At 33.9% G+C, this 25,142-nt stretch carries 23 protein-coding genes and 1 pseudogene; 1 reads left to right on the forward strand and 23 read right to left on the reverse strand.

Going from position 1 to position 25,142, the window contains the following annotated elements; translation table 11 throughout:
- Positions 1 to 5 precede the first annotated feature (5 nt).
- The gene (locus tag M948_RS36125; RefSeq protein WP_021291385.1) at positions 6 to 1,412 is read right to left on the reverse strand and encodes a MocR-like pyridoxine biosynthesis transcription factor PdxR; all 1,407 of its coding nucleotides are present in this window, start codon (positions 1,410 to 1,412) and stop codon (positions 6 to 8) included.
- A 138-nt stretch (positions 1,413 to 1,550) separates the two neighbouring features.
- On the opposite strand from M948_RS36125, the gene M948_RS36130 reads away from it, so the two are divergent.
- Complete coding sequence (locus M948_RS36130; RefSeq protein WP_369759890.1) at positions 1,551 to 2,471, forward strand: DMT family transporter; 921 nt, start codon at positions 1,551 to 1,553, stop codon at positions 2,469 to 2,471.
- 176 nt (positions 2,472 to 2,647) lie between these two features.
- On the opposite strand, the gene M948_RS43245 is transcribed toward M948_RS36130, so the two are convergent.
- The 22 genes and pseudogenes from M948_RS43245 to M948_RS36250 form a co-directional block, all read right to left on the reverse strand.
- The gene (locus tag M948_RS43245) at positions 2,648 to 2,803 is read right to left on the reverse strand and encodes a VOC family protein (RefSeq protein ID WP_148530699.1); all 156 of its coding nucleotides are present in this window, start codon (positions 2,801 to 2,803) and stop codon (positions 2,648 to 2,650) included.
- 173 nt (positions 2,804 to 2,976) lie between these two features.
- Positions 2,977 to 3,546 carry a nucleotidyltransferase domain-containing protein gene (locus tag M948_RS36135; protein WP_021291387.1) on the reverse strand — a complete coding sequence of 190 codons (570 nt, stop codon included), beginning with the start codon at positions 3,544 to 3,546 and terminating at the stop codon, positions 2,977 to 2,979.
- Between the two features lie 534 nt (positions 3,547 to 4,080).
- On the reverse strand, positions 4,081 to 4,713 hold the full coding sequence (locus M948_RS36140; RefSeq protein WP_021291388.1) for a DUF421 domain-containing protein: 633 nt from the start codon (positions 4,711 to 4,713) through the stop codon (positions 4,081 to 4,083).
- A gap of 176 nt (positions 4,714 to 4,889) precedes the next feature.
- A complete protein-coding gene (locus tag M948_RS36145; RefSeq protein ID WP_021291389.1) occupies positions 4,890 to 5,330 on the reverse strand; it encodes a cell wall hydrolase in 441 nt (146 codons plus the stop codon).
- A gap of 267 nt (positions 5,331 to 5,597) precedes the next feature.
- Positions 5,598 to 5,909 (reverse strand): hypothetical protein, encoded by a 312-nt coding sequence (locus M948_RS43680; RefSeq protein WP_021291391.1) that lies wholly within the window; start codon positions 5,907 to 5,909, stop codon positions 5,598 to 5,600.
- 304 nt (positions 5,910 to 6,213) lie between these two features.
- Positions 6,214 to 7,551, reverse strand: a complete 1,338-nt coding sequence (glnA, locus tag M948_RS36155) for a type I glutamate--ammonia ligase (protein ID WP_021291392.1) — start codon at positions 7,549 to 7,551, stop codon at positions 6,214 to 6,216.
- Between the two features lie 88 nt (positions 7,552 to 7,639).
- Complete coding sequence (locus M948_RS36160; protein WP_031335552.1) at positions 7,640 to 8,014, reverse strand: MerR family transcriptional regulator; 375 nt, start codon at positions 8,012 to 8,014, stop codon at positions 7,640 to 7,642.
- 133 nt (positions 8,015 to 8,147) lie between these two features.
- Positions 8,148 to 9,401, reverse strand: a complete 1,254-nt coding sequence (locus M948_RS36165) for a methionine gamma-lyase family protein (protein ID WP_021291394.1) — start codon at positions 9,399 to 9,401, stop codon at positions 8,148 to 8,150.
- A gap of 10 nt (positions 9,402 to 9,411) precedes the next feature.
- Positions 9,412 to 10,647: a GTPase HflX gene (gene hflX / locus M948_RS36170; RefSeq protein ID WP_021291395.1), complete on the reverse strand. Its 1,236-nt coding sequence runs from the start codon at positions 10,645 to 10,647 to the stop codon at positions 9,412 to 9,414.
- A 171-nt stretch (positions 10,648 to 10,818) separates the two neighbouring features.
- A complete protein-coding gene (gene spoVK / locus M948_RS36175; protein ID WP_021291396.1) occupies positions 10,819 to 11,733 on the reverse strand; it encodes a stage V sporulation protein K in 915 nt (304 codons plus the stop codon).
- A 1,007-nt stretch (positions 11,734 to 12,740) separates the two neighbouring features.
- On the reverse strand, positions 12,741 to 13,061 hold the full coding sequence (locus tag M948_RS36180) for a hypothetical protein (RefSeq protein ID WP_021291398.1): 321 nt from the start codon (positions 13,059 to 13,061) through the stop codon (positions 12,741 to 12,743).
- A gap of 1,921 nt (positions 13,062 to 14,982) precedes the next feature.
- Positions 14,983 to 15,171 carry a helix-turn-helix transcriptional regulator gene (locus tag M948_RS36195; protein WP_021291402.1) on the reverse strand — a complete coding sequence of 63 codons (189 nt, stop codon included), beginning with the start codon at positions 15,169 to 15,171 and terminating at the stop codon, positions 14,983 to 14,985.
- Positions 15,164 to 15,496 (reverse strand): hypothetical protein, encoded by a 333-nt coding sequence (locus tag M948_RS36200; RefSeq protein ID WP_231378686.1) that lies wholly within the window; start codon positions 15,494 to 15,496, stop codon positions 15,164 to 15,166. Before M948_RS36200 ends, M948_RS36195 begins: the two co-directional genes overlap by 8 nt.
- Before the next feature lie 191 nt (positions 15,497 to 15,687).
- The gene (locus M948_RS43480) at positions 15,688 to 15,852 is read right to left on the reverse strand and encodes a hypothetical protein (protein ID WP_188941966.1); all 165 of its coding nucleotides are present in this window, start codon (positions 15,850 to 15,852) and stop codon (positions 15,688 to 15,690) included.
- A 113-nt stretch (positions 15,853 to 15,965) separates the two neighbouring features.
- A complete protein-coding gene (locus M948_RS36210) occupies positions 15,966 to 16,568 on the reverse strand; it encodes a DedA family protein (protein WP_021291405.1) in 603 nt (200 codons plus the stop codon).
- A gap of 488 nt (positions 16,569 to 17,056) precedes the next feature.
- Positions 17,057 to 17,242 (reverse strand): hypothetical protein, encoded by a 186-nt coding sequence (locus M948_RS42580; protein WP_021291406.1) that lies wholly within the window; start codon positions 17,240 to 17,242, stop codon positions 17,057 to 17,059.
- 2,505 nt (positions 17,243 to 19,747) lie between these two features.
- The gene (locus M948_RS36230) at positions 19,748 to 20,062 is read right to left on the reverse strand and encodes a hypothetical protein (protein ID WP_021291411.1); all 315 of its coding nucleotides are present in this window, start codon (positions 20,060 to 20,062) and stop codon (positions 19,748 to 19,750) included.
- Between the two features lie 279 nt (positions 20,063 to 20,341).
- Positions 20,342 to 20,531 (reverse strand): annotated as a pseudogene (locus tag M948_RS43690) (DUF6366 family protein).
- 77 nt (positions 20,532 to 20,608) lie between these two features.
- On the reverse strand, positions 20,609 to 21,172 hold the full coding sequence (locus tag M948_RS36235; RefSeq protein ID WP_196806078.1) for an alpha/beta fold hydrolase: 564 nt from the start codon (positions 21,170 to 21,172) through the stop codon (positions 20,609 to 20,611).
- A gap of 592 nt (positions 21,173 to 21,764) precedes the next feature.
- Positions 21,765 to 22,496, reverse strand: a complete 732-nt coding sequence (locus M948_RS36240; protein ID WP_021291413.1) for a CPBP family intramembrane glutamic endopeptidase — start codon at positions 22,494 to 22,496, stop codon at positions 21,765 to 21,767.
- A 282-nt stretch (positions 22,497 to 22,778) separates the two neighbouring features.
- Entirely contained in the window at positions 22,779 to 23,996 is a 1,218-nt protein-coding gene (locus M948_RS36245) for an MFS transporter (RefSeq protein WP_031335557.1), read from the reverse strand.
- Positions 23,997 to 24,665: 669 nt separating this feature from the next.
- On the reverse strand, positions 24,666 to 25,079 hold the full coding sequence (locus M948_RS36250; RefSeq protein ID WP_021291415.1) for a MerR family transcriptional regulator: 414 nt from the start codon (positions 25,077 to 25,079) through the stop codon (positions 24,666 to 24,668).
- Positions 25,080 to 25,142 lie beyond the last annotated feature (63 nt).

Raw genomic sequence — 25,142 nt, forward strand, 5'->3', positions numbered from 1 at the left:
CCTTATTAGTTTTTAATGATTTGACTTAACTGAAATATACCTATTCTAATTTCATCTAGCGAAGCAAACCCAAAGGACAATCGTATAAACTGTCCTGAGTGTTCTGCATAAATACTACCAGGATTAAGAAGCAGACCTTTGGATAATGCTTTATCAAACAGTCTTTTCACTTTAAACATAGGTTTTATTTTAATCCAAATGAAGAACCCACCTGTTGGGATATCCCATGTAGCATAAGACCTTAAATGTTTGTTCAAAGCTTCTAAAGCCGTACCTCTTCGAACTTTAAGCTGTTCTCTTACAGTTTCAAGATGTTGATCATATAATCCACTAGATAACCACTCTGTTGCAACGTGCTGAGACAACGTACTTGATCCATAATCCGACTGCATTTTTAAATCAGCTAATCGGTTAATAACTGATTCTGAACCAACTATCCAACCAATTCGCAAACCAGGACTCAATGTTTTTGACAAACTCCCTAGATATAATACATTCCCATGACAATCCATTGATTTCAATGATTCTGGCGGTGAGGAATCCATCCATAAATCACGATACACATCATCTTCAATAATGGGAAGTTGTTCTCTTTCACAGTATTTAATGAGTTCCTCCCTTCTTTTCTTCTGCATTAACGTACCTGTTGGATTATGAAAGGTTGGAATAGTATATAAAATACTCTTTCCTCTTTCCTTTGTCTGATAAATTGAATCCACCTTAATCCCTTCCTTATCCATTGGTAATCCCTTCAACTCCATACCCACAGATTGAAAAACAGTCAACGAATAAAGGTACGATGGCACTTCTAAAAATACAGTTGACCCTCTTTGTAGAAGTCCTATTGAAATAAGCTGTAAAGCTTGAAGTGCACCTGAAACCACAAGAATGGATGAGGGGGAAATGTCCATTCCTCTCATTTTTAGATAATTACTAATTGCTTGGCGTAACTTTATATTTCCTTTTGGTTCTTCATACCCAAAGGGTGTCAGTTGATTCGAAACCCTTTGTACAATGGACCTCATTTCTTCTAAAGGAAACATCTCTGGAGATAATTCTCCTTTACTTAATTGAATCAAATTATTATTAGATTCAGCTTTATTGATCTCCTGTACCGTCGAAACACTCGGTTTATGAATACCTAATGTGACATTTTCATTCCAATTGGTTGAGGTTCGGTTTCCCATCAACGTCCACGTGTTATTGATTACGACAGTCCCCTTTCCTGTTTTTCCTTCTATCAGTCCGTCTGCCATTAGTTCTTCTAGTGCTGTTATGACTGTACTTCGATTGACATCAAACATTCTTGCTAGATGACGTTGACTTGGTATCCGACCGCCTATCGCCCACTCACCCTTGGAAATTTTTTCTTTTATAAAATCAACAATCAATTGGTATTTTGGCTTTTTCATTAGTACTCCTTTTTCGTAATCCAGTTAAAATTGGTTGGTATTTTTCTGTTTAACCTGTTGAAGACATTTTACCAAAGTGATATTAAGATGAGAAATATCTGAATTAACTGGTTGGATTAAAATATAAGATGAGGTGTATTGATGACAAAATCTATAAATTTTAAACTCACTTCTGCTCATTTGCTTACAAATATATTATGGGCGTCAGCATTCCCTGGGATAAGAGCTGCATTGACTGCTTATTCACCTGAACATTTATCCCTTTTACGACTATTAATTGGATCATTAACATTGGTTCTTGTAGCAGTTATTCAAGGAATTCGTTTACCAGAACGAAACGATGTTCCAATAATTTTATTACTTGGTTTTTTAGGCTTTTCAGCCTATCAGACAGCACTAAATTATGGAGAACAAACAGTTAGTGCAGGAGTTGCTAGTTTATTGGTGTCAACAACACCTATATTCACAGCTTTGTTGGCTTTTCTCTTTTTCCGTGAAAAGTTTGGATTTTTGGGATGGATAGGTTCGTTGACTGGATTTTGTGGTGTTGCGTTTATTTCTTTAGCTGGGACAACTGAAAATTTTTCTTTAAATATCGGAATTATTCTAGTTTTAGTTGCATCCCTTTCAGAAAGTATTTACTTTGTTTTTCAAAATACTTATCTAAAAAAATACGGTTTTATTGCTTTTACGATGTACACGATTTGGTCAGGTACGATTTTCATGATGATATTTTCTCCAGGTCTTGGAGAGGCAGTTATTCATGCGCCCATAGATATAACACTAACAGTGATTTATCTAGGCGTTTTCCCAACCGTTATTCCTTACTTTACTCTAGCGTATATTACCTCACGAACTGGAGCATCAGAAGCAACAAGTGCACTTTATTTAACCCCTGCTATTACTTTTCTTATAGCATGGATCTGGCTTGAAGAACTTCCAACTACTTATACATTAATTGGTGGACTTATCACGTTAGTTGGAGTCATTTTGTCAAACATAAAAAAGCAGCAGAATAATCAACCTACCTCTACTAAATCTGTTGATTGTATACTATGAAATAAAAGATAGAAAGAGGGCTTGCGTTTCACAGAACCAAGCCCTTTTTCTATCTTCTCTTTAATTAAAGCCCCCGTTTCTGGAATAACTTATTGGTCATCAAGACCTTCTTGTAGAATCCTTAGATCTTGCTCAATTCATGCTGTATCTATTCTTTCGAATAGCGGTTTAATCCTCTAGTTTGAATCAGAAGTAATTAATAATGAAAAACAATCATATTTAAAACGCCCACACCGTTCATTTCTACCGTATAATTTTAACCCGATAATGTCTTGATAAAATCTCAAAGATTCCTCAATGTCCTTTACATACAAATAATCTAAAAAGAACATTCATATTTCATTTTCCCTTCTAATTTGTTCTTCAAGAATTCTTCTTTAAGTCCATCATAATTAACAACATCCTAGGAGACCTTACTTTTTTAGAGTTATTCCGTAATTTTTCCCGTTTCAACAATACTAAAGCATATCCTTCCTCCAGAAATACATCCGTTTTTGAAATATATCTAACCTAATAGTTGGAGCCATTCATGCTTTGGTTCATGCATTTCTATTGCTTCTCGGAGCCAATACTTCTGCTTAGCGTGAAGAATATCTTTAACAGATAAAAAATCAATATGGTCTTTTTCTCTTGTGTTTCTTACCTTATATAATAAAACTATTTCCGGAGCCAAATAAGGTAAGCCTGTTTCAGAATACTTCAACACGGATTTTAAAGGATATAAAATTCTTAAATCTCTTCTAAACCTCCAATTAACGGTGTCAGACTCGTTTAAGAGAATTTCTAATTCATGCTTATCCATTTTATTTATAGCATGTATTTCATGAACAGGTAATACTAAATATTCGTTGTACCAAGGTATAAATTCACGATGTACAACTTTTTTAAATTCCCAGCTGCTTAGAAAATGTTTCAATTCAATTTGATCTTCTCTAAATATACCAATCTCAATATCATGGTGAACTCTAGTTTCTTTTCCTAGAAAAAGATCAATTGCCCAACCACCTACAAAGAACCAATTTTTGCTGAAACCTGACATTACGGTTTTTATGTGCTTACATTGTTCAAACGGCATATAAAATCTCCTCATTTAGAAATGATCTTCCATAACTTTGCAGAATAAAAAGCAAATAAGCTTAGCTATATTAATATTGTTACTAATTGCGCTCATATTGAATAAAGTATTATTTTTAAAAGTTAAGAGTAAAAACGCATATTTAGGTTATATAAATATGCCGGCTATATTAAAGAACCTCACATATTAGCTATTTAATATGGAAAATAAAATATCTTAAGTTGAACATCTCCTAATGTACGCTTCCTAAAATTTAAATTATGGAAGCCGCCATTTTTCTTCTTGTTAATTCGTAAAAAGTATCCTCTTCTACAAGCATCGTTTTGACAAAATTTTCAAACAAAAATCTTTATATTGAATGCTAAAATATAGATGTCATTTTTTTCACCCGCATATTGTCTACTTGATTACTGTACAATTATTATAGAATGTAGCATTTTTCATCCAAAATCCCTCTAAGGGTCAGAGAGAAAAGCGGCCAATTATTTAAAGAATTTATTCGCTTAGTTCCCTTCACTTTGTTCTTATTACCAACTATTTTTGTTTCTCCTCAATGTATAGATTCCCACCTGTGTAACTGCAAATAAAAATAGATGATAAATCTGTGTACCCTTTCTGTTCTAACTGTTGGATTAACCACATTTCGTTCACTCCCATTATTTTAACTTGTTCTGTCTGAACCACACCGTCAAGTATTAAAGGTAGACTAAATTTGGTTTGATCATCAAAAACATTTAAGTCTCCGGAAGATTCAAGTACTGCAAACTGAACTTTTGAAATATCAGCAATGTTATTATTCCTAAGTTCAGTATATAGGTCATCAAGGGTGTACCCGATTTTTTTCATTTCAACTTGGTTACATCGACCATTTTCTATAATTAAGGAAGGTCTGCCATCCATAATATCCCGTGTCTTTTGATTTTTTAATGTAACATACGAGAGTATATATTGAATGATAATTAGAATTACGATGGGGACGAGACCATTTAAGATAGATAATTCCGTATCTTCAATAATAATCACGGCTAAATCTGTGACCATTAATGTTATGGCAATTTCTAAGACACTGACCTCACCAACGTCTTTCTTTCCGGTTAATCTAAAAAAGAGAAGAATAATCAGAAACATCAGTGGTGTACGGAACAAAGTAGCAATTATTTCTTCCATATAAATCTCCTAGTTCGCTTAGTGAATGATTTATATAATAATTTGTTCATTTAGTTTAGTTTTATGCTTAATGAGGGTTTTATCGAAAATGACTCCTTAGTAAATGGGTACATGTAAAACCCCCAAAAAAGTAGGTTTCACACTACCTTATGGGGGTGCAAGTATAAAAAGCATGTTTAACCACTATAAACACTGTCACAGGATCCGGCTGCTGGTTCGTAATAACAATGGTTTTTAAATTGTCCAGAAAAGGGTTGATCATACCATGTCGGAGGACATGGAGCATATGGGTTGAAATACCACAGAGCATATTTCCCGGGATGTTGTCTCCAATAATCTAAATTCTTTTTAGCTAATCTTTTTTCAGTAGATCGTGCTCTGTTATAAAATAAGTTGCCTTTTTGAACTGCTTCAAAAGAATAATTACCGCCTTGTACCTGAAAAATGACATCGCGAATGTTTCTCACATCTTTAAAGTCTAAGCAATCCGCTATCGCACGATTAACAATGACATTCCCAACATACAACATACCTTGTTTTCCTTCACCTTCGGCTTCTGCTCGCATCATCCTTGCCATTAAGGCAACATCTGAATCTTTGTAATTAATTCTTGGCATTTTTCTCACCTCAAAAGCATTGTATGAATTGAACATGCATTAAAGTCATTAATTATGAAGTATTTTGTATATTTCTTATCTTTAACCAGTAGTTCATTTCATTTCAGTGGAGTTTAATTGTTTTTCTAAACTGTAGAATTGATGACCTTCAAGCATTCTTTGATCGTATGTTTTAAACCCTAACTTTGTCCAAAAAACGAATGCTTTTTTATTTACAGCGTGGACTGCAATTTGAATACGATCAATTTGTCTATCCTTCATTTGGTTTTAAAAAGTGTTATAAGCCTCTTTTGCCAGCCCTTCTCTATGGTACTGTTTATCAATAATTAGCAAGCTTAACCAAGGTTTTCTTGTACGGGGGCTTACCATCCCGTATTCTAATATACCGATATAAATACCATCTTTCTTTACTAAGTATCTTTCTGTTTTTAACTTTTTTGATTCAGAGTACTGGTCTAAAATGTCTTTTGTTTTTAATTGTTTTTTACTGAATGCGATTAAATTATATTCCATATTTGAATTGAAGATTTTCTTTTCTATTTCTATTTTATTCTTATCATTTTTAACAAATGAAATCATATACATTAACCACCTATAAAAAATCGTTACTTTTACAACGCTTAGGGATCGTTTTTTTTAGCTTCCTAAGCAAAGATACGCTGCTTTACCTTCATAAAATTATTCTTTTTACAGTGGAAGCATGAAAATAACCTCCGATGTTTACCGCTCATGTTTCCAAAAAAATCGCACAAAAAATATCGCCCAACAGAAAGCTTAATGGGCGATATTTTTAAAATATTATTATCTTGTAGTTTTCCAGGGAAGTAGAAACCTTAATCAGACGAAGATAACAACTCGCTTAAACACCACTATGAGGCTAGTCTTAGTACGTGCTCAAGTACTGTTCTCTTTCCCAAGGATGAACTTGTGTCTTAAACATATCCCATTCGATTTCTTTTGCTTCTACAAAATGTTCAAATAAATGTTCACCAAGTGAATTCACAATAACTTGGTTTTTCTTCAATTCTTCTAAGGCATCTGCAAGGGTGCTAGGTAAGTCTTGAATACCGATTTCTTCACGTTCTTCTCTTGTCATCACATAGATGTTACGATCAACTGCAGCAGGCGGAGTCATAGACTTCTCAATACCATCTAAGCCAGCAGCTAATAAAGAAGAAAGCGCTAAGTACGGGTTGGCTGATGGATCGACACTACGAGCTTCTACACGCGTACTTACACCACGAGAATTCGGGATACGCATGAGGCAACTGCGGTTGGAACCAGACCATGCAATATAACTAGGTGCTTCATAACCTGGCACTAAACGTTTATAGGAATTTACCGTTGGGTTTGTCACAGCTGTAAAGCTATTCGCATGTTTGATTACTCCAGCAATAAATTGATATGCTGTTTCGCTTAATTCCATATCTCCTTTTGTATCATAAAATGCGTTCTCGCCATTTTTAAATAGAGACATGTTTACATGCATTCCTGATCCATTAACACCAAATAATGGTTTTGGCATAAAGGTTGCGTGTAAATTATGCTTTCTAGCAATTGTTTTAACTACTAATTTGAATGTTTGAATATCATCTGCATGTTTTACTGCATCGGAATATTTAAAGTCAATTTCATGTTGTCCAGGTGCTACTTCGTGATGTGATGCTTCAATTTCAAAGCCCATTTCTTCTAACTCTAAAACGATATCTCTTCGGCAGTTTTCACCTAGATCAGTTGGAGCTAAATCAAAATATCCACCATGGTCATTTAATTCAAGAGAAGGATCGCCTTTTTCATCTAGTTTAAACAAGAAGAATTCTGGTTCTGTACCAATATTAAACGCATCAAATCCTAGCTCTTCCATCTTTTGAAGATTTCTTTTTAGATTGTATCTCGGGTCGCCTTCAAATGGTGTACCATCAGGTTTATAAATATCACAAATAAAACGTGCTACTTTTCCTTTTTCTGAGGTCCAAGGGAATACAACAAACGTATCTAGGTCTGGATATAAGTACATATCTGACTCTTCAATACGTACAAACCCTTCAATCGAAGATCCGTCAAACATCATTTTGTTATCTAGTGCTTTATCCAACTGACTTAGAGGGATTTCAACATTCTTAATTGTTCCTAACATATCCGTGAATTGTAAACGAATAAATCGAACATTCTCCTCTTTAATTCGTTGTAATATTTCTTCTTTCGTTAAGCTCTTTCCCATTGTTTCTCCTCCTATGAACTTTATTTATTTGAATAGAAAAACAGGTCTATAACATTCAAGTTAAACATCTTTGTTTTCCTAAACGTCACTAATGATTAATGAAAAATCTGGAGAGTTCGCCTTGACGCAAATTTGTCTTACCGTATCTCCCTGGCTCTTTTAGCTCGTTTCGCAAGATTCTTCGTAATTCTTTGTCGGATAAATCGGATGATTCAGACGATTTATTGCCTAGTACCCTTTTTTCTTCTTCCCCACTAAGTAGGAGCTTAATTCCAGCAATATTCAAACCCTTATCCAATAAATCCTTAATTTCAAGCAGCTTATCTACATCATTAAATGAAAATAGACGTTGATTTCCACTGGTCCGTTCTGGATGTATTAACGCATGCTCTTCATAATACCTTATTTGCCTAGCAGTCAATTCTGTTAATTTTATGACAATTCCAATTCCAAATAAGGGCATTGAACGGCGATCTTGATCATTCAATTCATGACCCCCTCATATTTAATTCACTACCATTATATGTTATGTAAAATAACATGTCAATAAAATGTTAGGTTTTCTTACATAAAAAGAGCGTGAACCGCTCTTTTGTCTATATACCCTCATTTATATAGGAATAACCTTGTTCTATCAATTTTTTTAATGATTCCGTTACAGCAATTTTTACGTGCGCATAGGTCAACCCACCTTGAACAAAAGCAATATAAGGAGTACGTAATGGCCCGTCCGCTGATAATTCAATACTAGCTCCCTGGATAAATGTACCTGCTGCCATGATCACCTCATCTTCGTATCCCGGCATTGGACTTGGATATGGCTTCACATAGGAATTTACAGGAGAATATTCTTGAATAGCCTGACAAAAGGCAATCATTTGTTCACGGTCATTAAAGGTAACCGATTGAATTAAATCGGTGCGCTTTTCCGAATAAGCTGGCGTCGTTTTGTATCCAGTCAGCTCCATAATTCGCGCTGTAAATATTGCGCCCTTCAATGCTTCTCCAACTACATGGGGGGCAAAGAAAAATCCTTGAAACATTTCTTGGAGTGTATGTAAGGTTGCTCCTGTTTCCTTCCCTAGGCCAGGTGCTGTTAGTCGGTTGGCGCATTGTTCAATAAGATCTTTACGACCAGCAATATAGCCACCAGCTCTAACTAAACCTCCGCCGGGATTCTTGATAAGTGATCCTGCTATTAGATCTGCCCCTATATGTAAGGGTTCCTTATCTTCAACAAATTCACCATAACAATTGTCCACAAAAACAATTAACTGTTCATCAATTCCTTTAATAAATTGGACCATCTCTTGTATTTCATCGATGGTAAATGAAGGGCGATCATCATACCCCTTGGATCGTTGAATACCGATCATCTTTGTGTTTTTTGTTATTGCTTGCTTAACACCGAGAAAGTCGATTATCCCATCTCGTTTTAATTCTACGTGCTTATAATCGATTCGAAAATCTCGTAACGATCCTGTATTTTCGCCTCTAATTCCAATTACTTCTTCTAATGTATCATAAGGCTTTCCAGTAATATACAGTAATTCATCATCAGGACGTAAAACGCCAAATAAAGCGGTTGTGATTGCGTGGGTGCCTGATACGATTTGAGGACGTACGAGCGCATCTTCGCCACCAAAAACTTCGGCATAGATGCTTTCCAATACTTCCCTACCAAGATCGTCATAACCGTAACCACTTGTCGATTGAAAGTGAGAATCACTGACTCGATAGGTTTTAAAAGCTTGTAGTACCTTTCGTTGGTTTTTCTCTACTGTGGCTGTTATTCGTTCGTGCTGTGCTTTACAATCTATTTCTGCTTGTTCTATGAATCGTTCTATCATTGGCTGTCTCTTACTCCTCTATTAACCGATTTAATGGGATGTGCTTCCGCATATATCCTTTAATTTGGTACACTTGATCCGTCTCATCAAATTGTTTTGACTCAATAATGGTTTGTTGTTCTAGCTGAAGTAGTAATTTGCCCTGATCAGGATTAATGGAAACAGCGTAATATCCCCATTCCGTCTTTAGTAACGCTTCTATTTTTTGTAATAGTCGATCAATATCGTTAGGTTGAAGCGCGCTAATTAATATATTTGGGTGATTAATTGGAATCATAGCTGTATTCATCTGATCTTTTTTATTATACACGGTAAGCATTGGAATCGTATCCGCATCTAATTCTTCCAATAATTTTATTACGGTATCTTGCTGTTGATGTAAATCAGGATCCGAACCATCCACCATATGGATTAAGAAATCTGCTTCCGTGACTTCCTCTAATGTTGATTTAAATGCTGCAATTAAAGATGTTGGCAAATCTTGTAGAAATCCAACCGTATCGGTGATTAGTATTTCAAGACCTGATGGCAGCTTTATTTGTCTAGTTAAAGGGTCTAACGTTGCAAATAACTGATCCTCCTCTAAAGAACGACTGTTTGTTAAGCGATTGAATAGAGTAGATTTACCTGCATTGGTATACCCAACAATTGCAATTTGGAAAACATCATTGGTTTTTCTTCTTTTACGATATTGCTCTCTTTGTTTTACCACTGTTTGTAATCGTTGTTTTATTTCATAAATACGCCTACGGATATGACGTTGATCGGTTTCTAACTTTGTTTCCCCAGGTCCTCTAGTCCCAATTCCAGCACCAAGCCTTGACATCTCTGTCCCTTGTCCACGTAATCTTGGTAGCATATATTCAAGCTGTGCTAGTTCTACTTGAAGTTTCCCTTCCTTTGTTCTAGCTCGTTTTGCAAAAATATCTAAAATTAATTGACTGCGATCAATGATTCGAATGCCAAACAAGCTCGCTAAGTTTCGTAGTTGTCCCGGTGATAATTCATCATTAGAAATAACTAAGTCAATATCCAATTCATCAATCACTGTATTGATTTCAGTCACTTTTCCAGAACCAATGTATGTAGCAGGATGGATTCGTTCTCGTTTTTGCGTCATCACTTCAATGACCTCTCCACCAGCTGTATTGCTTAGAGATTTAAGTTCTTCAATGGATGAAGTGAATCGTTCTTCATTTTGATCTGCTTTTCTTACGGCAATAATTACAATTTTTTCTTTCGTCACAAACAGAACCTCTTTCTTCTCTGCATCTTCACTTACTACAACATGTTTATCTTTTTATCATACCAAACATGTACCAATTCTCAAAAAGAATCGCCAAAAATTCATAGGAAAGAAGGCAACGGTGCATTCTTTGTTTAGAATACACCGTTGCTATCTTTAGCGTAAGATATATTATAATCGTAAATCTTTTGCAGTTAGATGGATTAAATCATCAGCAGTAAAGTGTTCGTTTTCTAATAGTCGTACTGCATGCAAACGGATAGCTCCTTCAATTATATTTCTGACATAGCGAGCATTCGCAAAGTTCCGATTATACTCCTTGGTTTTCTTAAGTAAATGAGCTTTCAACTCCAATTCTGCCTCTCTCGTTAGTTGATACTCCCTTTCTGCAGCCATTCGTTTGGCAATAGAAAGTAGTTCTTGAGAATCATAATCTTGAAAATCCAAAATAAATGGAAATCTTGATTCTAATCCAGGGTTCAATGTTAAAAATCGTTCCATTTCATACGGATAGCCAGCAAGTATTAATACAAAGTCATGTTGGTTATCTTCCATGTGTTTGACCAACGTATCGATAGCTTCTTTTCCGAAATCCTTTTCACCACCTCGCGCTAACGAATACGCTTCATCAATAAATAAGACACCACCCTGTGCTTTTTGAATGATGGCGCGCGTCTTTTGAGCTGTTTGCCCAATATATTCACCGACTAGATCCGCTCTTTCTGCTTCTATAAAATGTCCTTTTGATAATAAGTTCATTTCAAAGTACAACTTCGCTAATTTCCGAGCGACTGTTGTCTTTCCTGTTCCGGGGTTTCCTTTAAATAACATATGAAGTACCTGCTTGTTATTTAATAAGCCAAGTTCCTTCCTTTTTTCACTTATCACTACCGTAGCATATATTTCTTTAATACGCTCTTTTAGGTCTTTCATTCCCACAAATGATGAAAAAGCTTGATCAATATGTTTAAAAGGATTCTTCTTCGTCGGAGCTTTCGCATGCGAATACGATAAATGTGAGGTATGTTTATTGTTTAAAATAATGTTTACTTGCCCATTCTTATTCTTTACCATTTGTGTTTCCATGTCATCACCCCTCTGTCATTGTTAGTATACGTATAAAAACAAAAGGTGTGACATCTGCCTAAAAAATTTAAAAAGATATTGGATACAACTAGCCAAGAATATTAAAAAGAAGGTACTTGTATTGACCCCCCCAGTAAATTACTTGTGTATCTTCATTTAATTTGATGTAATTTGCACCACCTTTTTCTTGGCCATATAATTTTGTGAATAACGTGAGGAATAACGTGAGAACCAGTTCAATTCACCTACTGGAGGTGGTTCATTTATGTTTGGTATAAGCTGGCTCTTATTACTAGGTTGAGGGGTTATCTGGAGAATCCTCACTGATACCATTCTTTGAGACTTGTATTAAGTTTGGGCGGGGGTAGTTCAACTGTAATGTTAAACAATGCTACAAAATTAGATAATTAGCAGGGAATGAATAAATATTTTATTTTCCACTTTAAAAACCTACTTTAGAACTACTAACTCATATAAGTTTTTTAATTCACAGATTGAGAATATCTTCTAGAAAATCAGTAAAAAAGTCGAATTAACCTAGTTCGACTTTTTAATGTCCTTCATTATTCTTGAATCAAATGAGGACAAAAAAGAATACACCGGCAATTAATATATAAGATCCGATGAGTATAAGTCCTAGCTTCCTAAAAAACGATTTGTTTTTGAGATTCTGTTGATACAGTTTCCAAACTCCATACGTACCTAGTAAAAGAGCTACAAGATAAAAAAAGATAGCCATTTTTCTTCCTACTGATTAAGGCGTGTGGTCATATGTTTCTCCATCTATTTCTCCACGTACCACCAATTTATTTCTTGTTTATTAACACCAGAAAAGTTCGTTACCCTAATAGTAATAATTAAGTCTTCATTAATTTTCAAATTCATTAATTCTTTTCTTGTTTGTTGCGGTATAGATGAGAGTATGTAACAGGAGAACGGTCACCCCTATAATATTTTAAAACGAGACAATATGATGTCTCGTTTTTACCATCTTTTCACACCCTCTATTAAGGCGCCCATGGACCAAAGAAGATGAATAATAGAAGATAAAGGATGAAAGTCAAAGTATTTGCTAGTAATATACTTATTCTTACATCACCCTTCATCCCGTACCACCCAAATATAATTCCCAATACTCCTGAAACAATTGGTAAAAATGGGTTTATATCCATGACGAACACAAAGATTTTTTCATTCCATAACAATGAATTGAATGCGAAACAGATCACAGCCAATAACGAAAACACTTTAAGTTTTAGCTTCGCCCTTTGCTTTATAATAAATAAATAACTCAAGCTAAAACAGACAATTAATATGGCCCACGCCATAAACATTCCTCCTCTTTAATGAGAAGTCTGTGCTTTCGTAGGATAAGTGGTGTTACTTCATTCAAACTGCTTTGCTTTTTAATATGTATTGTTCCATATCATTAGCTTATCAATAGATCTGTAGAAAGCAATTAGGGACCTACTAATCATTTGATTTAGTACGACGTAGCATTAGAGACACAATATTTAATATAAACGTAACGATAAGAAGAATTGTTACTGCTAGCACAACACTTGACCTTATATCCATTAGTGCGCTCCAATCCTGAATTGTTACTAGCAAACTTCCACTTAAAATTTGTATATATAATGATATAACACAAAAAGCTAATACTTATTTTAAAGAAACTATAGCCCATTTCTGAAAATCGTTATTATTATATTTTGCCATATTTACAATAGGAAGTATCCATGCTATAAGTCCTAACAATAAACTTCCAATATTAAGCATATGATGCCCCCTTTTATATGTACCTTCATTTAACGATTGAAGCATTATCTATTTTCTATAGACATATAAAGTAACAGAAAAACCGATCAGTTCACCTACATACATTGTAATAATTTCTCCAGCCAACCCTTTCATCAGTCGATAGATGGTAGACAGCTTTCGCTTGAGACCAATATTCCAGCCTATAAAAGTTGTATAAACCGCATACAATATTCCCGATAAATCGTATAATTCTACTTTTATGTATCCCGTACATTGGTTTTGATCTTCTTTTTCTCTAGTACATGTAGATTAATTTCTCTTTTTTATTTGGTACTGTAAATATGCTTGGAATAACGAAATTGATATACCTACGACAATAAGTACATTGATTAGATTTATTGAGTATTCTTTACTCAAATTAATTATTAGGAGTATGCTGAATATCAGAATGCAATAGGATACCTGACAAAGTAACAATAATTATTTATTCGTTCCCCCTCCTTCAAATAAACTTGAGTTCACCAGATAATTTCTTATTGCATTAAAAATTTTACCAGTACATTGTATCAGAATTTTCCTACATGGAAACAGTGATATTGGGATTTTTATCCAAATAGTTATACTTATTCTTTCATTTCCTTCGATTTCAGGCTTTACTTCTTCCTCAAGTTCCTTTATAGCCAATTCATTGCTTTTATATAGTTTAAAATTAGATGAAGTGGATGACATTCTGAAATAATTACATTCTAAAAAAACAAACCCTGATTTTATCACTAAGTTAAAAAATCAGGGTTTTTTCAAAACAAGTTTATGTATAAATTCGGAAAAGATTATTTGTTTTAAATTGATTTTCAGATACAAATCAATATATTCAAATCAAAAGTGCAATATTATTGTCGCTTACTTTTGTAGGGATGAATAATCCTTATCTTAGGATATTCCTTATAAGTAACAAAAGTGGGGGTTTTTAATGAAAAAGTTTCGTATAGGTATTTCCATATGTATTATTTTTAATTATTTTTGATTTGATTAAATATGCAAATCCCAATACTGAAGCTAATACAAATATGGATAAAAAAAACATTGATCAAGCCTATGCGCCGATTTTAAAATACCTAAACGCTATTCAGTTTTTTAGAACTTTTACTCTCTCCTCTCTCAAATTGTCTAATTCAGCAATACGTTTATAAATATTTGATACCTTACCTACAACTTCTAATTTCATTTTATCCCCGCCATCTCCAGTGGTTGCAGTATTTCAAAGCCATAAATTATTTTTAACAATGATTTAGCATCCTCTCGTCTCGGTAAGGTTATTAACAGCATCTAACGTATTTTCAAACTCATTAGCAGCAGTAGTTCCTTTCAATAAACCTCCTCCTCTTTGTTTTTCGGTCAACAAGGACTTCCTCAATGAATATGTTATTCGTTATAGCCCAGCCCGGTTGCGAAATAGCTGAAATGATCCGTTTCCTAATTCTTCTTAGCTTAATTTGTAAACAAATTATCAACTGTTGTATTAAGCACAGTGGCTATTTTAAAAGCGAGCTGCAAGGTAGGATCGTATCGATTATTTTCGATGGCATTAATTGTTTGTCGTGTTACTTTACATTTTTTTGCTAGGGCATCTTGTGTAAACCCTTTTGCCTTTCGAAGTTCTTGAATTTTATTATTCATTGCTGCTCAACCGTCTACTGTAAATCCGATAGTAAATAAAATAGCTAACGACCAGAATAATCAAATAAAATATTTCCGGATGATTAAACGGTGCGCCTTTAAGTAATCCAGTTCTTAAGCCGAAAAAGTTAAAAATAATATTTATAACTAACATTATCAATAAAAAAATCCAACTCCCTACGATAGCCCTCTGTTTGATGAGTTGAGATCGTTCATCATCTTTTGCGCCATACTCCTTATTTCCAGTGAACCAGCCAATTATCAGGAATATCACTAGAGCAACAAATAACGGAACAATCCATCTGATTATATCCAATGCTATCACCTCGTTAAAAAGTCAAAAACTCTTTCCATTTCAATTTATCATAAGGCTTTATTAATGTCGTTTAGATGCTGATTTTTATTCAGATTACAGGCCACTATTAAAAACCCTTTACCAAAATTGGACACAGTTACTTATTTAAATAAGCTTCTGCTGTTTGAATGTACGAAATGTAACAAAACAGCTTCTACTACTTAAACTTTTTCCTTATTAACTTTCACTAACTCTTTTAAGGTGGAATGAATATTTTGAAGACTAATCAAAATAAACCCAAGCATAATAAAGGTTACTATTTCACCTGTAAATATAGAGATCACCGCTAATGCTACTGCATAAAATACATATAGCCATCTTCCCATTTTATCACCTGCCTTATCTAAGAAGATTTTTAACCATAAAGGACGCACGTCTGTTAAAATTTCTTCTTTTGGTAACTAATTGCATTTAACTATTATTGAAAGTAACTCATCCCCTACCGTCTTCTTTTTATAAATAAATATAATAAAATAATAACGCTTAAAAATAGTATAGCGTAAATCAGTCTTGCGTAGATTTCCATATATTCTACAATCACTTCCCAAGAGTCCCCTACTAAAGCACCTAGATACACGAGAATTATATTCCATATCAAAGTTCCTATTGTGGTAAATAACAGAAATAAGCCAACGTTCATATTTGACATACCAGCAGGAATAGAAATTAAACTACGAATTAAAGGAACAAAACGACAAAAGAAGACCGTCCAAGGACCATATTTATCAAACCAAGAATCAGCCTTACGAATATCATTTTTTGTTATACGAAGAATATGCCCCCATCTACCTACAATCTTCTCTAGCCTTGCTACATCAAGTTGTAAACCAATCATATATAGTACAATAGCTCCAATAACGGAACCTGCTGTTGCTGATGTAATTACACCGATAATGCTAAGTTTAGATGTGGTTGTCATAAAACCTCCGAACGTTAGTATTACTTCAGATGGTATTGGAGGAAAAATATTTTCGAAAGCAATTAAAAACATAATTCCCAAATAACCAAACTCACTCATAATTTCAGTTAACCAATTCCCCATACTCTTCCCCTTTTGTTTTTTATTAGAAAAGCACTTTTATTCCACTACCTTACTTCTTTAGCTCAACAGAAAATTTAACATAAAATCAGTATAAATATGTATTTAAAACCCTAAACCTTTTCAACAAAATGGCCTTACTGCTGAACATATTCTATTCCTTTGAAGGCATAAATGAAGAAGAATTTAATTCCTCACTTAATAACTACAGCGGTCTTTTAAGCAACTGTCATAGAATCCAATCCTACTTATTATTAGATATTCGAATTATCTTATCAGCAAACTCTTCTTGAGTTGACATTTGTGTAAATGCTGTATTTAGCTAGTAGCTTATTAGAATTGTGTTTAACAAAGTGTTCATTAAGTTTATACGTATCTTTGTTAGTGGTTACATCTTTTTAATCTTTTATTTAGAACATTAATGGATTCCTTTTCATTTAGACCTGGTAGCATAAGAATACATTTTCGTAGTTATTTAGGACACCCTTTATTTATTCCTTAAATAAATGTTCATCTTCGTAAACGGTATGTCCCGCACCTAAATCATGAATACAATAGGGATGATCCTCTAACGCCCTTTTAACTGCATGTGCTTCAAATAGCTTCCAATACTCATACATAGCCATATAACCATAATTTTCACGTATTTCATTTTGCTTTTCTTTACTAAAATCCATTACTTTATAATAATCAAATCATCCATTGGCCGTCGATGAATTCCGGTTTTTTGAAAGCTCTTCAGCTACCGTACTTTTTCTCGCACAAATTGGTCCAATTAATATAATAGTATCTATCAAAATATCCTCCTTTTCTCACCGTTCCGGAATATTTATTTCGACTTACCATAAAAAGTCTAATCTAGCCCGATTGATCAAGTTCTTATTCCAGAAAATCGCCCTTTTGTTTAATAATACAATTCATTTTTTCTCAAGTTACTATCCACAAGAAAAAATACAATAAGAGCTATTCCCGTCAAAAATGAATTTAATGTATTAGAAATTATTCCGTACTGAGATAGTGTTATTATACTTAGGAGTATAATAGTTAACATAATTTTTGAAATTAAAAATTTCCCTTTGAAATACTTTGACATACATACTCCCCTTTGTATGCTTATTCAATAAATTGGCCTATTTCCGCAAGGTTGGATGCCAATCTTTATTCCGTTTTTACGGCCACTAACGGTATAACTGACTTTTAATAGCTGGTTATATAAATTCACGCATCAAAGTCAGCATATCACTTAAATCAATGTCTATTCCATTATCTTGCAGCCATTCTTCAAACTGATGTTAAGTTGAGTTCAATCGCTGCCTTTTTATCAGGAAAAGACGTTTGAAGTGTGTTTTATAATATCATTTAATTTATTGTTCAGTTCCTTAGCAAAAAATCTAAAAGTTAATATCAGTATTAGGTACCTTATTCCTTAACCAATCACTAGTAGTTCGATGCCGCAATTTAGACCAAATTATTGGAAACAGTAGAAAATAACCTAAAAGTATAACTTTTGCTTTGCCTTTTTACCCCATCCTTGTTCTGTGAAAATGGCCCTATAAAGAAATTTAGCGTCCATCCTTATTCCTGATTTGCGCCCGTTTTTTTAAACAGATCATTACTAAAGCAGCTATCACTCCCCCAACTTTGACTATTAGCTCGTCTCGCAAAATTGCCTTTACTATCTTTTTTCTTTTTATTCCAATCGTATGGTTTTTTCGACCATTCCCAAAAATTATAAAATAAAAAACACATAATAGAAATGCCTATATTATGTATCCAATTAGTATTATCATGTAAGATTAATTGCTTTACTGTTAAAAAAACAAAAAAATAATGGTACTTCAATATTCAATTTAAACATACTAGCCTCCCAGAAATACTGTGACATGCCAAATACTGATGTACTACTTTCTATCCGCTACAGAGTCCAATAACTGAAACCGAGAGTCAAAATTTAAATACTTATATCTTCATAGACTTCCTAGTAGATATATCTTGTTTGAAATGTAATGCATTTTCAATTGAATTTTTTTCAATCATCTCATAAAATAGAACTCCTACAGCCACCCAACTTATAATCAAAGACATTACGAAAACAATCCACAAAATAACATCCCATTTATCAAGTATTTTTACTCATCTAAACACCCTCTTACTCTTTTGCTTAATAACTATTTTTTAAGATTCCCTCCACGTTTACATTAATTTGCATGTATTTATTCTATTAGCGCCTTCTCACTTAGAATATAATTAGTTATAAAATATATAAAAAACTCCCAAAAAGCGTTAAATGAAATGTGAAAACAGAAGCTCCATGTTATCTACTGAATTTTTCATAAAGTTTCATTACTGATTGTAATTCTAAAAAATATTAAAGCAATTTATTATAATAACATATATATCAACACATTTATCCGTCTGTTAAGATATCTACGAGTAGTCCCTATATGCCCTAGAGTTCAATAATACTTATTCTTTATTAGAACCAGTTTTTGGAAACAAACAAAATAAATTTCATTTCTTCACTAACCATAAGGGTATAAATAATTCCCCTTCTATTACTTACGTCAGTTCTTAATCATGGTTTCATTTTTTCCATAAAATGGAACTTCAAATAAAAAAAGAGCGCAATTCTTGCTTATCACGCCTGTTAAAACATCAAGTTTTATCTTTTAATAGCTAAGTAACTATTTTTTAAATCAGTTCACTCATCCTTTTTTGTAATTGTTGACGGCAACAATAGATACACAACAGAAATCCCCAAAAAGTAGTCCTCAAATAATAATTTAAAAGCAACTTTGCTAAATTAAAAACAAAAACTGATTATATATTTAATAAATATTAAATATAGTTCATTAGAACAAGAATATTAAATAATCAGCCATTCTTCAATTGAAGAATGGCTTTATTTCTATCATACATTATTAAGTTGTGTGACTCTGTTGGTTGGAATCCTTAAAGTTTCCAAAATGTCTACAATTAAAACAAATGCATAGATTTCAACACCCAAAAATTATTTTCTCGAATTTAGATTCTTGCATAATTGCGCACTTTAACTTATTAACGGTTATTTCAGGGTTCCCTATAGTCACCAAAGGTTACTTTTTATTTAATTATAATTTAAATCTTGTCGTTTTGTTCTTCGGTAATAAACATAATGGCTGGCGATTTTGCACTTAGGTTTATTAATATAAGGTAATTATAACGATTAAGCTGATAATCGTATAAAGAACAGATCCATAGAACACGACACCAAGATTTGCTCTCATTTCATTCTTTTCTTTCTGGTTTTTCCATTCAAACTCGCTTGTCTCCAAAGCCGCTCCTTTTGAAAAGGCTCCTCCACTACTACTATTAAAAAAGAAAATTATCACTGATAAGGCTAGACCAATAAAAAAACTCCACTCACTATATGAAAAAGTGAAAATGATACTTGCAACCCACACAGCTATAGCAATTATTATTGATGATATTATCGACCAGCTAATAATTTTTTTCATTGACCGCTCTCTCCCTTAACACGCTTTTACGTAGCTATTACTGATTAAGTTCCATATTCCTCGGAATTTTCTAACAAAAGAATTAAAATTACTTAAAATCTAAGTAGTCTAGCAGTAGGTATAAAGGTTAAAAACGTTTCGAAAAAATCAATATCCGTATTAGATAACCCTTTATCTTATAACCAATCGCTACCAGTTTGACTCGACATATCAATCCCCCATTGCGTATTGAACAAGTTGCCCTTATTGTGATACTGACACGTATTAGGTGAAAGCGCTTTAATGGAACGAAGTAGCGTAAACCGCAATGCCTAATATTAATACAAGAATAATTATTCCAGTTACCTTCCAATTCAATCCGCCAACTATCAGAAAGATTACTTCCGCGAATACTGCTAAAAGATTTTTTCAATTCATGCTGTCTTATTCTTTCTCGCCTTAATTCAGGAGTTTCATTATCTCTACCCATTTCTCCAACCCCAAAGTTCTTATATGCATAATACGACAATCGCACCCGATTGTTGAAAGAATATTATAGAAGAAACTTCAATATATGAGATAACAAGGTTGTTGGTTGATCTTCCTGCACAGATGTCCTGCTACAAATGAAGATGTTGAAACCCTCTCATGCAATTTCTGACCCCTCTCTAAGGGAATCCAAGTGTCTTCTTCGCCCCATAAGATTAACACTGGCACGTTTATTGACTTGTACAGTGGCTCTACCTCATCTGTATATTTTTGATTTGCTTGTACAATTTGTCGATAAAAAGCTTCTTGACCTTGTTTACCTAACCAAGGTCTCTTTATACCTTCAAGCGTTTCAACACTTACTTCTTTGTGCATTGCTCCTTTCACATAAGTCGATACGATCTCCTCGTGAATATATTCAGGTATACCTTGAAAAGCATCCTCATAGTTCTTTACATGACGGAAGAATGTTGATCCCCACGGTGCTACAGCGACAGGATCTACAAGTATTATTTTACTGAATGAAACTTCATTTAATAAATGGGTTCTTAAAACTGTTGAACCGCCGAAATCATGCCCAATGATGTAAGGGTTTTCTAGCTTCCAATGAGATAGAAGTTCGCTAAGTGCTCCATTTTGGATCCTAAAGAAACATCGATATCTCCTTTTTCTGACTCTCCATCCCCTATAAGGTCATAGTAGTAAACAGTAAACCAATTACTCAAGGCATTAATAATATGTCTCCAATTAAATGTAGATTATGAAGTACCATGAACGAGAACAATATTCGGCCCTTGTCCCTGTACATCATATTTTACTTTACCAAAGCTAGAATCCAAACTTTTTGTTAGCATATCACCTGTCATAACACTACCTCACTAAATATCTTTTTTTAAAATTATATCTTAGGAGGATAGGGTGTTGCAAAACTCATAAATATTCAAAATTGAATGCATAAAGAATCCGGCTTCTAGGAATAATGACCGTACGGTAAACTATCTCCAGAAAGGAAGGACTTAATAGGGTAGCGTCAGGAAAATGCGGATTTACAACGTTAAGGAAATTACAATATAAAAAGTCCAATTTCTCAGTAAAATTGAGAAATTGGACTTTTTTTCGTTACTCTGGTAAAGCGCCCAACTGTTGAAGAAACTACAATCAAGATTGATTTATGTTTATTTCTTGATGTAAAATCTCACAAGACCTCCATAATTAAATTGGTAATTTCTTAACATCAATTCCATATGCTTTTTTTGTATAGAACTTCCTTAGGATTTATAACAATTAATATAATTGCGGTAACAAAATAAGTAAGCATAACATATACCAAAATGTCTAATAAATCTCCTTTAATCAACACCAGAGAAAAATTAAATAGTTGGTGAATAATAATAGGTATCACCAGGTTTTTATTTAGGTTGTAGAACAGCGTCACAATAATCGAAAAAGATATAATTCCAATCAAAAAAAGCGCAATGTACTTGATTAAATTCATTCCGGTATAGCCCGATGCAAACCATAGTGGCGTGTGCCAACCCCCCCATAAACCACCTGTTATTAGGGCTGATTTTAAAGGAGAGTACTTCTTTTGAAGTTCATTTAAAGCATATCCTCTCCAACCTAGTTCCTCGCCTAAAGGTCCTCTTACTAAAGTATCTAGGAATGCAAAAAACAATAATCCAAGACCTGTAAATGACAAAGCCAAGTTTTGAGTATCGTTTGTAATAGATAGAAGAAATATAGTCACAGCGATGATTATTACTTGAATAATTACTGCTATGCTAAGAACTGAAAGCCTAATTTTTGGAGCAAATTGCTCTTTTACAAAATCCTTTAATCTTAATCCCGGATAGATCTTTTTGAATAATATAACAAATGCTAAGGTTGTTGACCATGCAGAGATGATTTGCAAGATGTTTGTTACGCTCTCAGGTGCACCTAAAATGATACTTATACCGATTACCATAAAAAACACAAAAAATATTACATAACTTGTGATAACAAAACTTATTAATGGTCTTTTTAATGCTTTTTACATTTATAATGATCCGCCCCCATAAATATATCGTTCATAATAAATTGTATTATTAATTGAACTCAAATTCCTCAGACTAGAGGCTGAAACATTATTTTACTCAATATATCATTAGCACTTATTCCACAATCTGGCCCGTTTCAGAAGGAAGCACTTAATTGTTCGCACGACCATTATGAAATGTTTATCAACACGGAACGGTTATTAATTCAATTAAGCAGAACGCTGCGATTCGACGCTACCCTCTGACTGTTTACTTTTTAAAGTAAGCATAATAATAAAGGATAGGCAATATAAAACTGCTAAGTAACTCATCGCTACTGCCATATCATATTCTTGCAAAATATACCCAACCAGGATTGGAGACAAGCCTCCTAAAGCTCTACCAAAGTTAAAAATTGCATTTGTAGCAGTACTTCGAATTTGAACTGGATAAAGACTACTAATTAAAGCTCCATACCCGGCGAACATTCCATTTGCAAAGAATCCTACGATGGCCCCACCAACTAGTACGCCTACACTTCCTTCCGCATACGAGTATAAATATACAGCTGATGCAGAAGCAAGAAGGAACACTCCATAGGAAAGTTTTACCCCAAATCTATCCATAAATCGTCCAAAGGTTAGCATTCCAATAATCATTCCAGCTGCAGTAGCAACTGTCCAAATCGCGGAGCTTGAAACTGATAATCCTTGTGATTGTTGCAACATGGATGGCAACCAAATCATCAAACCATTATAACCCGCAATCTGAACAGTTGCCATGATCGCTAAAGAAATTGTCGTCGCTGTAGCTCTAGGTGTATCAAATAACTGGATTAACCTGCCTTTTTCTTTCCTGTTGTCTAGCTTTTTTTGTTTTTGAGCAGCTACCCATTCTGGTGACTCATCTAAATTTCTTCGCACAACGAATGCAAAAATCACCGGTACTAATCCAACAAAAAACAGTGCTCTCCATCCAAAGGCTGGAAGGATCATAGCGCTTAGCAGCGCTGCGAGAATGACACCGTATTGAGCACCTAGACTTACATATGAAGATGCCCTACCTTGTTTATTCTTTGGCCATGCCTCTGCAACCAGTGCCATGCCAATTCCGTATTCTCCACCAGCACCAAGACCTGCAATAAATCGATAAGCGTAAATCTGTTCAATATTTGTGGCAAACCCAGTTAAAGCAGTACCGATTGCAAAGAGAAAAATACTATAAGTGAAAATTCGTACTCGACCAAATTTATCTGCTAAAACTCCAAAAATCACTCCACCAGCAAGCATTCCTGTGTTTGTAATAGAGGATATGAGTCCACCTGTTGCTAAATCGACATTAAAATGTGTAATAATCATCGACATGGCAAAAGAGATAAACATAATGTCCATACCTTCTAATGTTAAACCTGCTACAGATGCTATTACTGTTTTTTTCTGATAATTCATACGTTCCCCTCCAATTTTTTGAAATAAATTTTGATCCTTGCTTTGAAGGGAATGGGGTGTGAATTTTTCTACCATTCTCTATCCAAGCCTCACAAGACTAAGTTAATAATAAATACCCCAGCCAACATGCAGACATAAAAAATGCCCTATTGTCATAAAGGACAATAGGGCATAAATATCCATCGATATACCATAATCAGATGTTTAGCTTATATCACCCTTTTCAGCCTCTCTGGACTGCATTAAAGGAAATATTCAATTAAAGTTATGTTAGCATTATAGTAAAAATGTTTCAATGGAAAATTCCTGCAATAAGTATTTTATTATAACAATACAAAATACTACACAATAGGTGATCTAATTTCTGAAAGATTGTTTGTTTCGATTGTTTCCCTAAGGATCACGTAAATTATCTCTGAAATAATTAAGAAAAAACGGGCCGATCCGAGCATTAAAAAGTTCAAAAAAATATGATTTCCGGTGCGATGAGACAATAATAGATGTGTTCTTATTCCTGATAAGCGCCCGTTAACGGAAGATCGTTCTTCTACCTTTATAATCAGAATTCTCGTTTATTTAATAATCCTGCCGTTCTGTTGCACTTTCCCAATCCTCAAGTCATCGCACTTGACGGTCTCTAAGGAATAATTGAAAACTATATTTTGTTCATTAGTTAATAGGAATTTCTATTTTATCATTTTTATGAATATCTTCCGTCCCGGCATCCAAAGCTGTCTTGTAATACCAGCATTTATGCTTGATGAGTTCCATAGTCTTGTTTAATTCCTCCAGTTGTGATTCTACCGTAGCTTTTCGCTCCATAAACATGTCAAATCTCTGTCGCAAAGTGGAATCTCCTTCAGAACACCAATCAATAAAATTTTTTATTTCCTTAATAGGCATTCCAGTGGCTTTTAAACATTCAATTACTTTTAAAGCGTCAATATCGGATTCTTTAAACGCTCTTGTTCCACTGGCTGTACGCTCTACAAAAGGCAGAAGTCCTTCTTTGTCGTAGTAACGCAAGGTATATACGGTAAGATTTAATTCTTTAGCAACCTCGCTTATAGAATATGTCTTCATCATTTCTCCCCCTTTTCTTTTTCACAATTTAGATTTCGAGTTAACTCTAAACATAAAAGTGAT

The sequence above is a fragment of the Virgibacillus sp. CM-4 genome (assembly GCF_000445495.1).
Classification (GTDB): domain Bacteria; phylum Bacillota; class Bacilli; order Bacillales; family Amphibacillaceae; genus Virgibacillus; species Virgibacillus salexigens.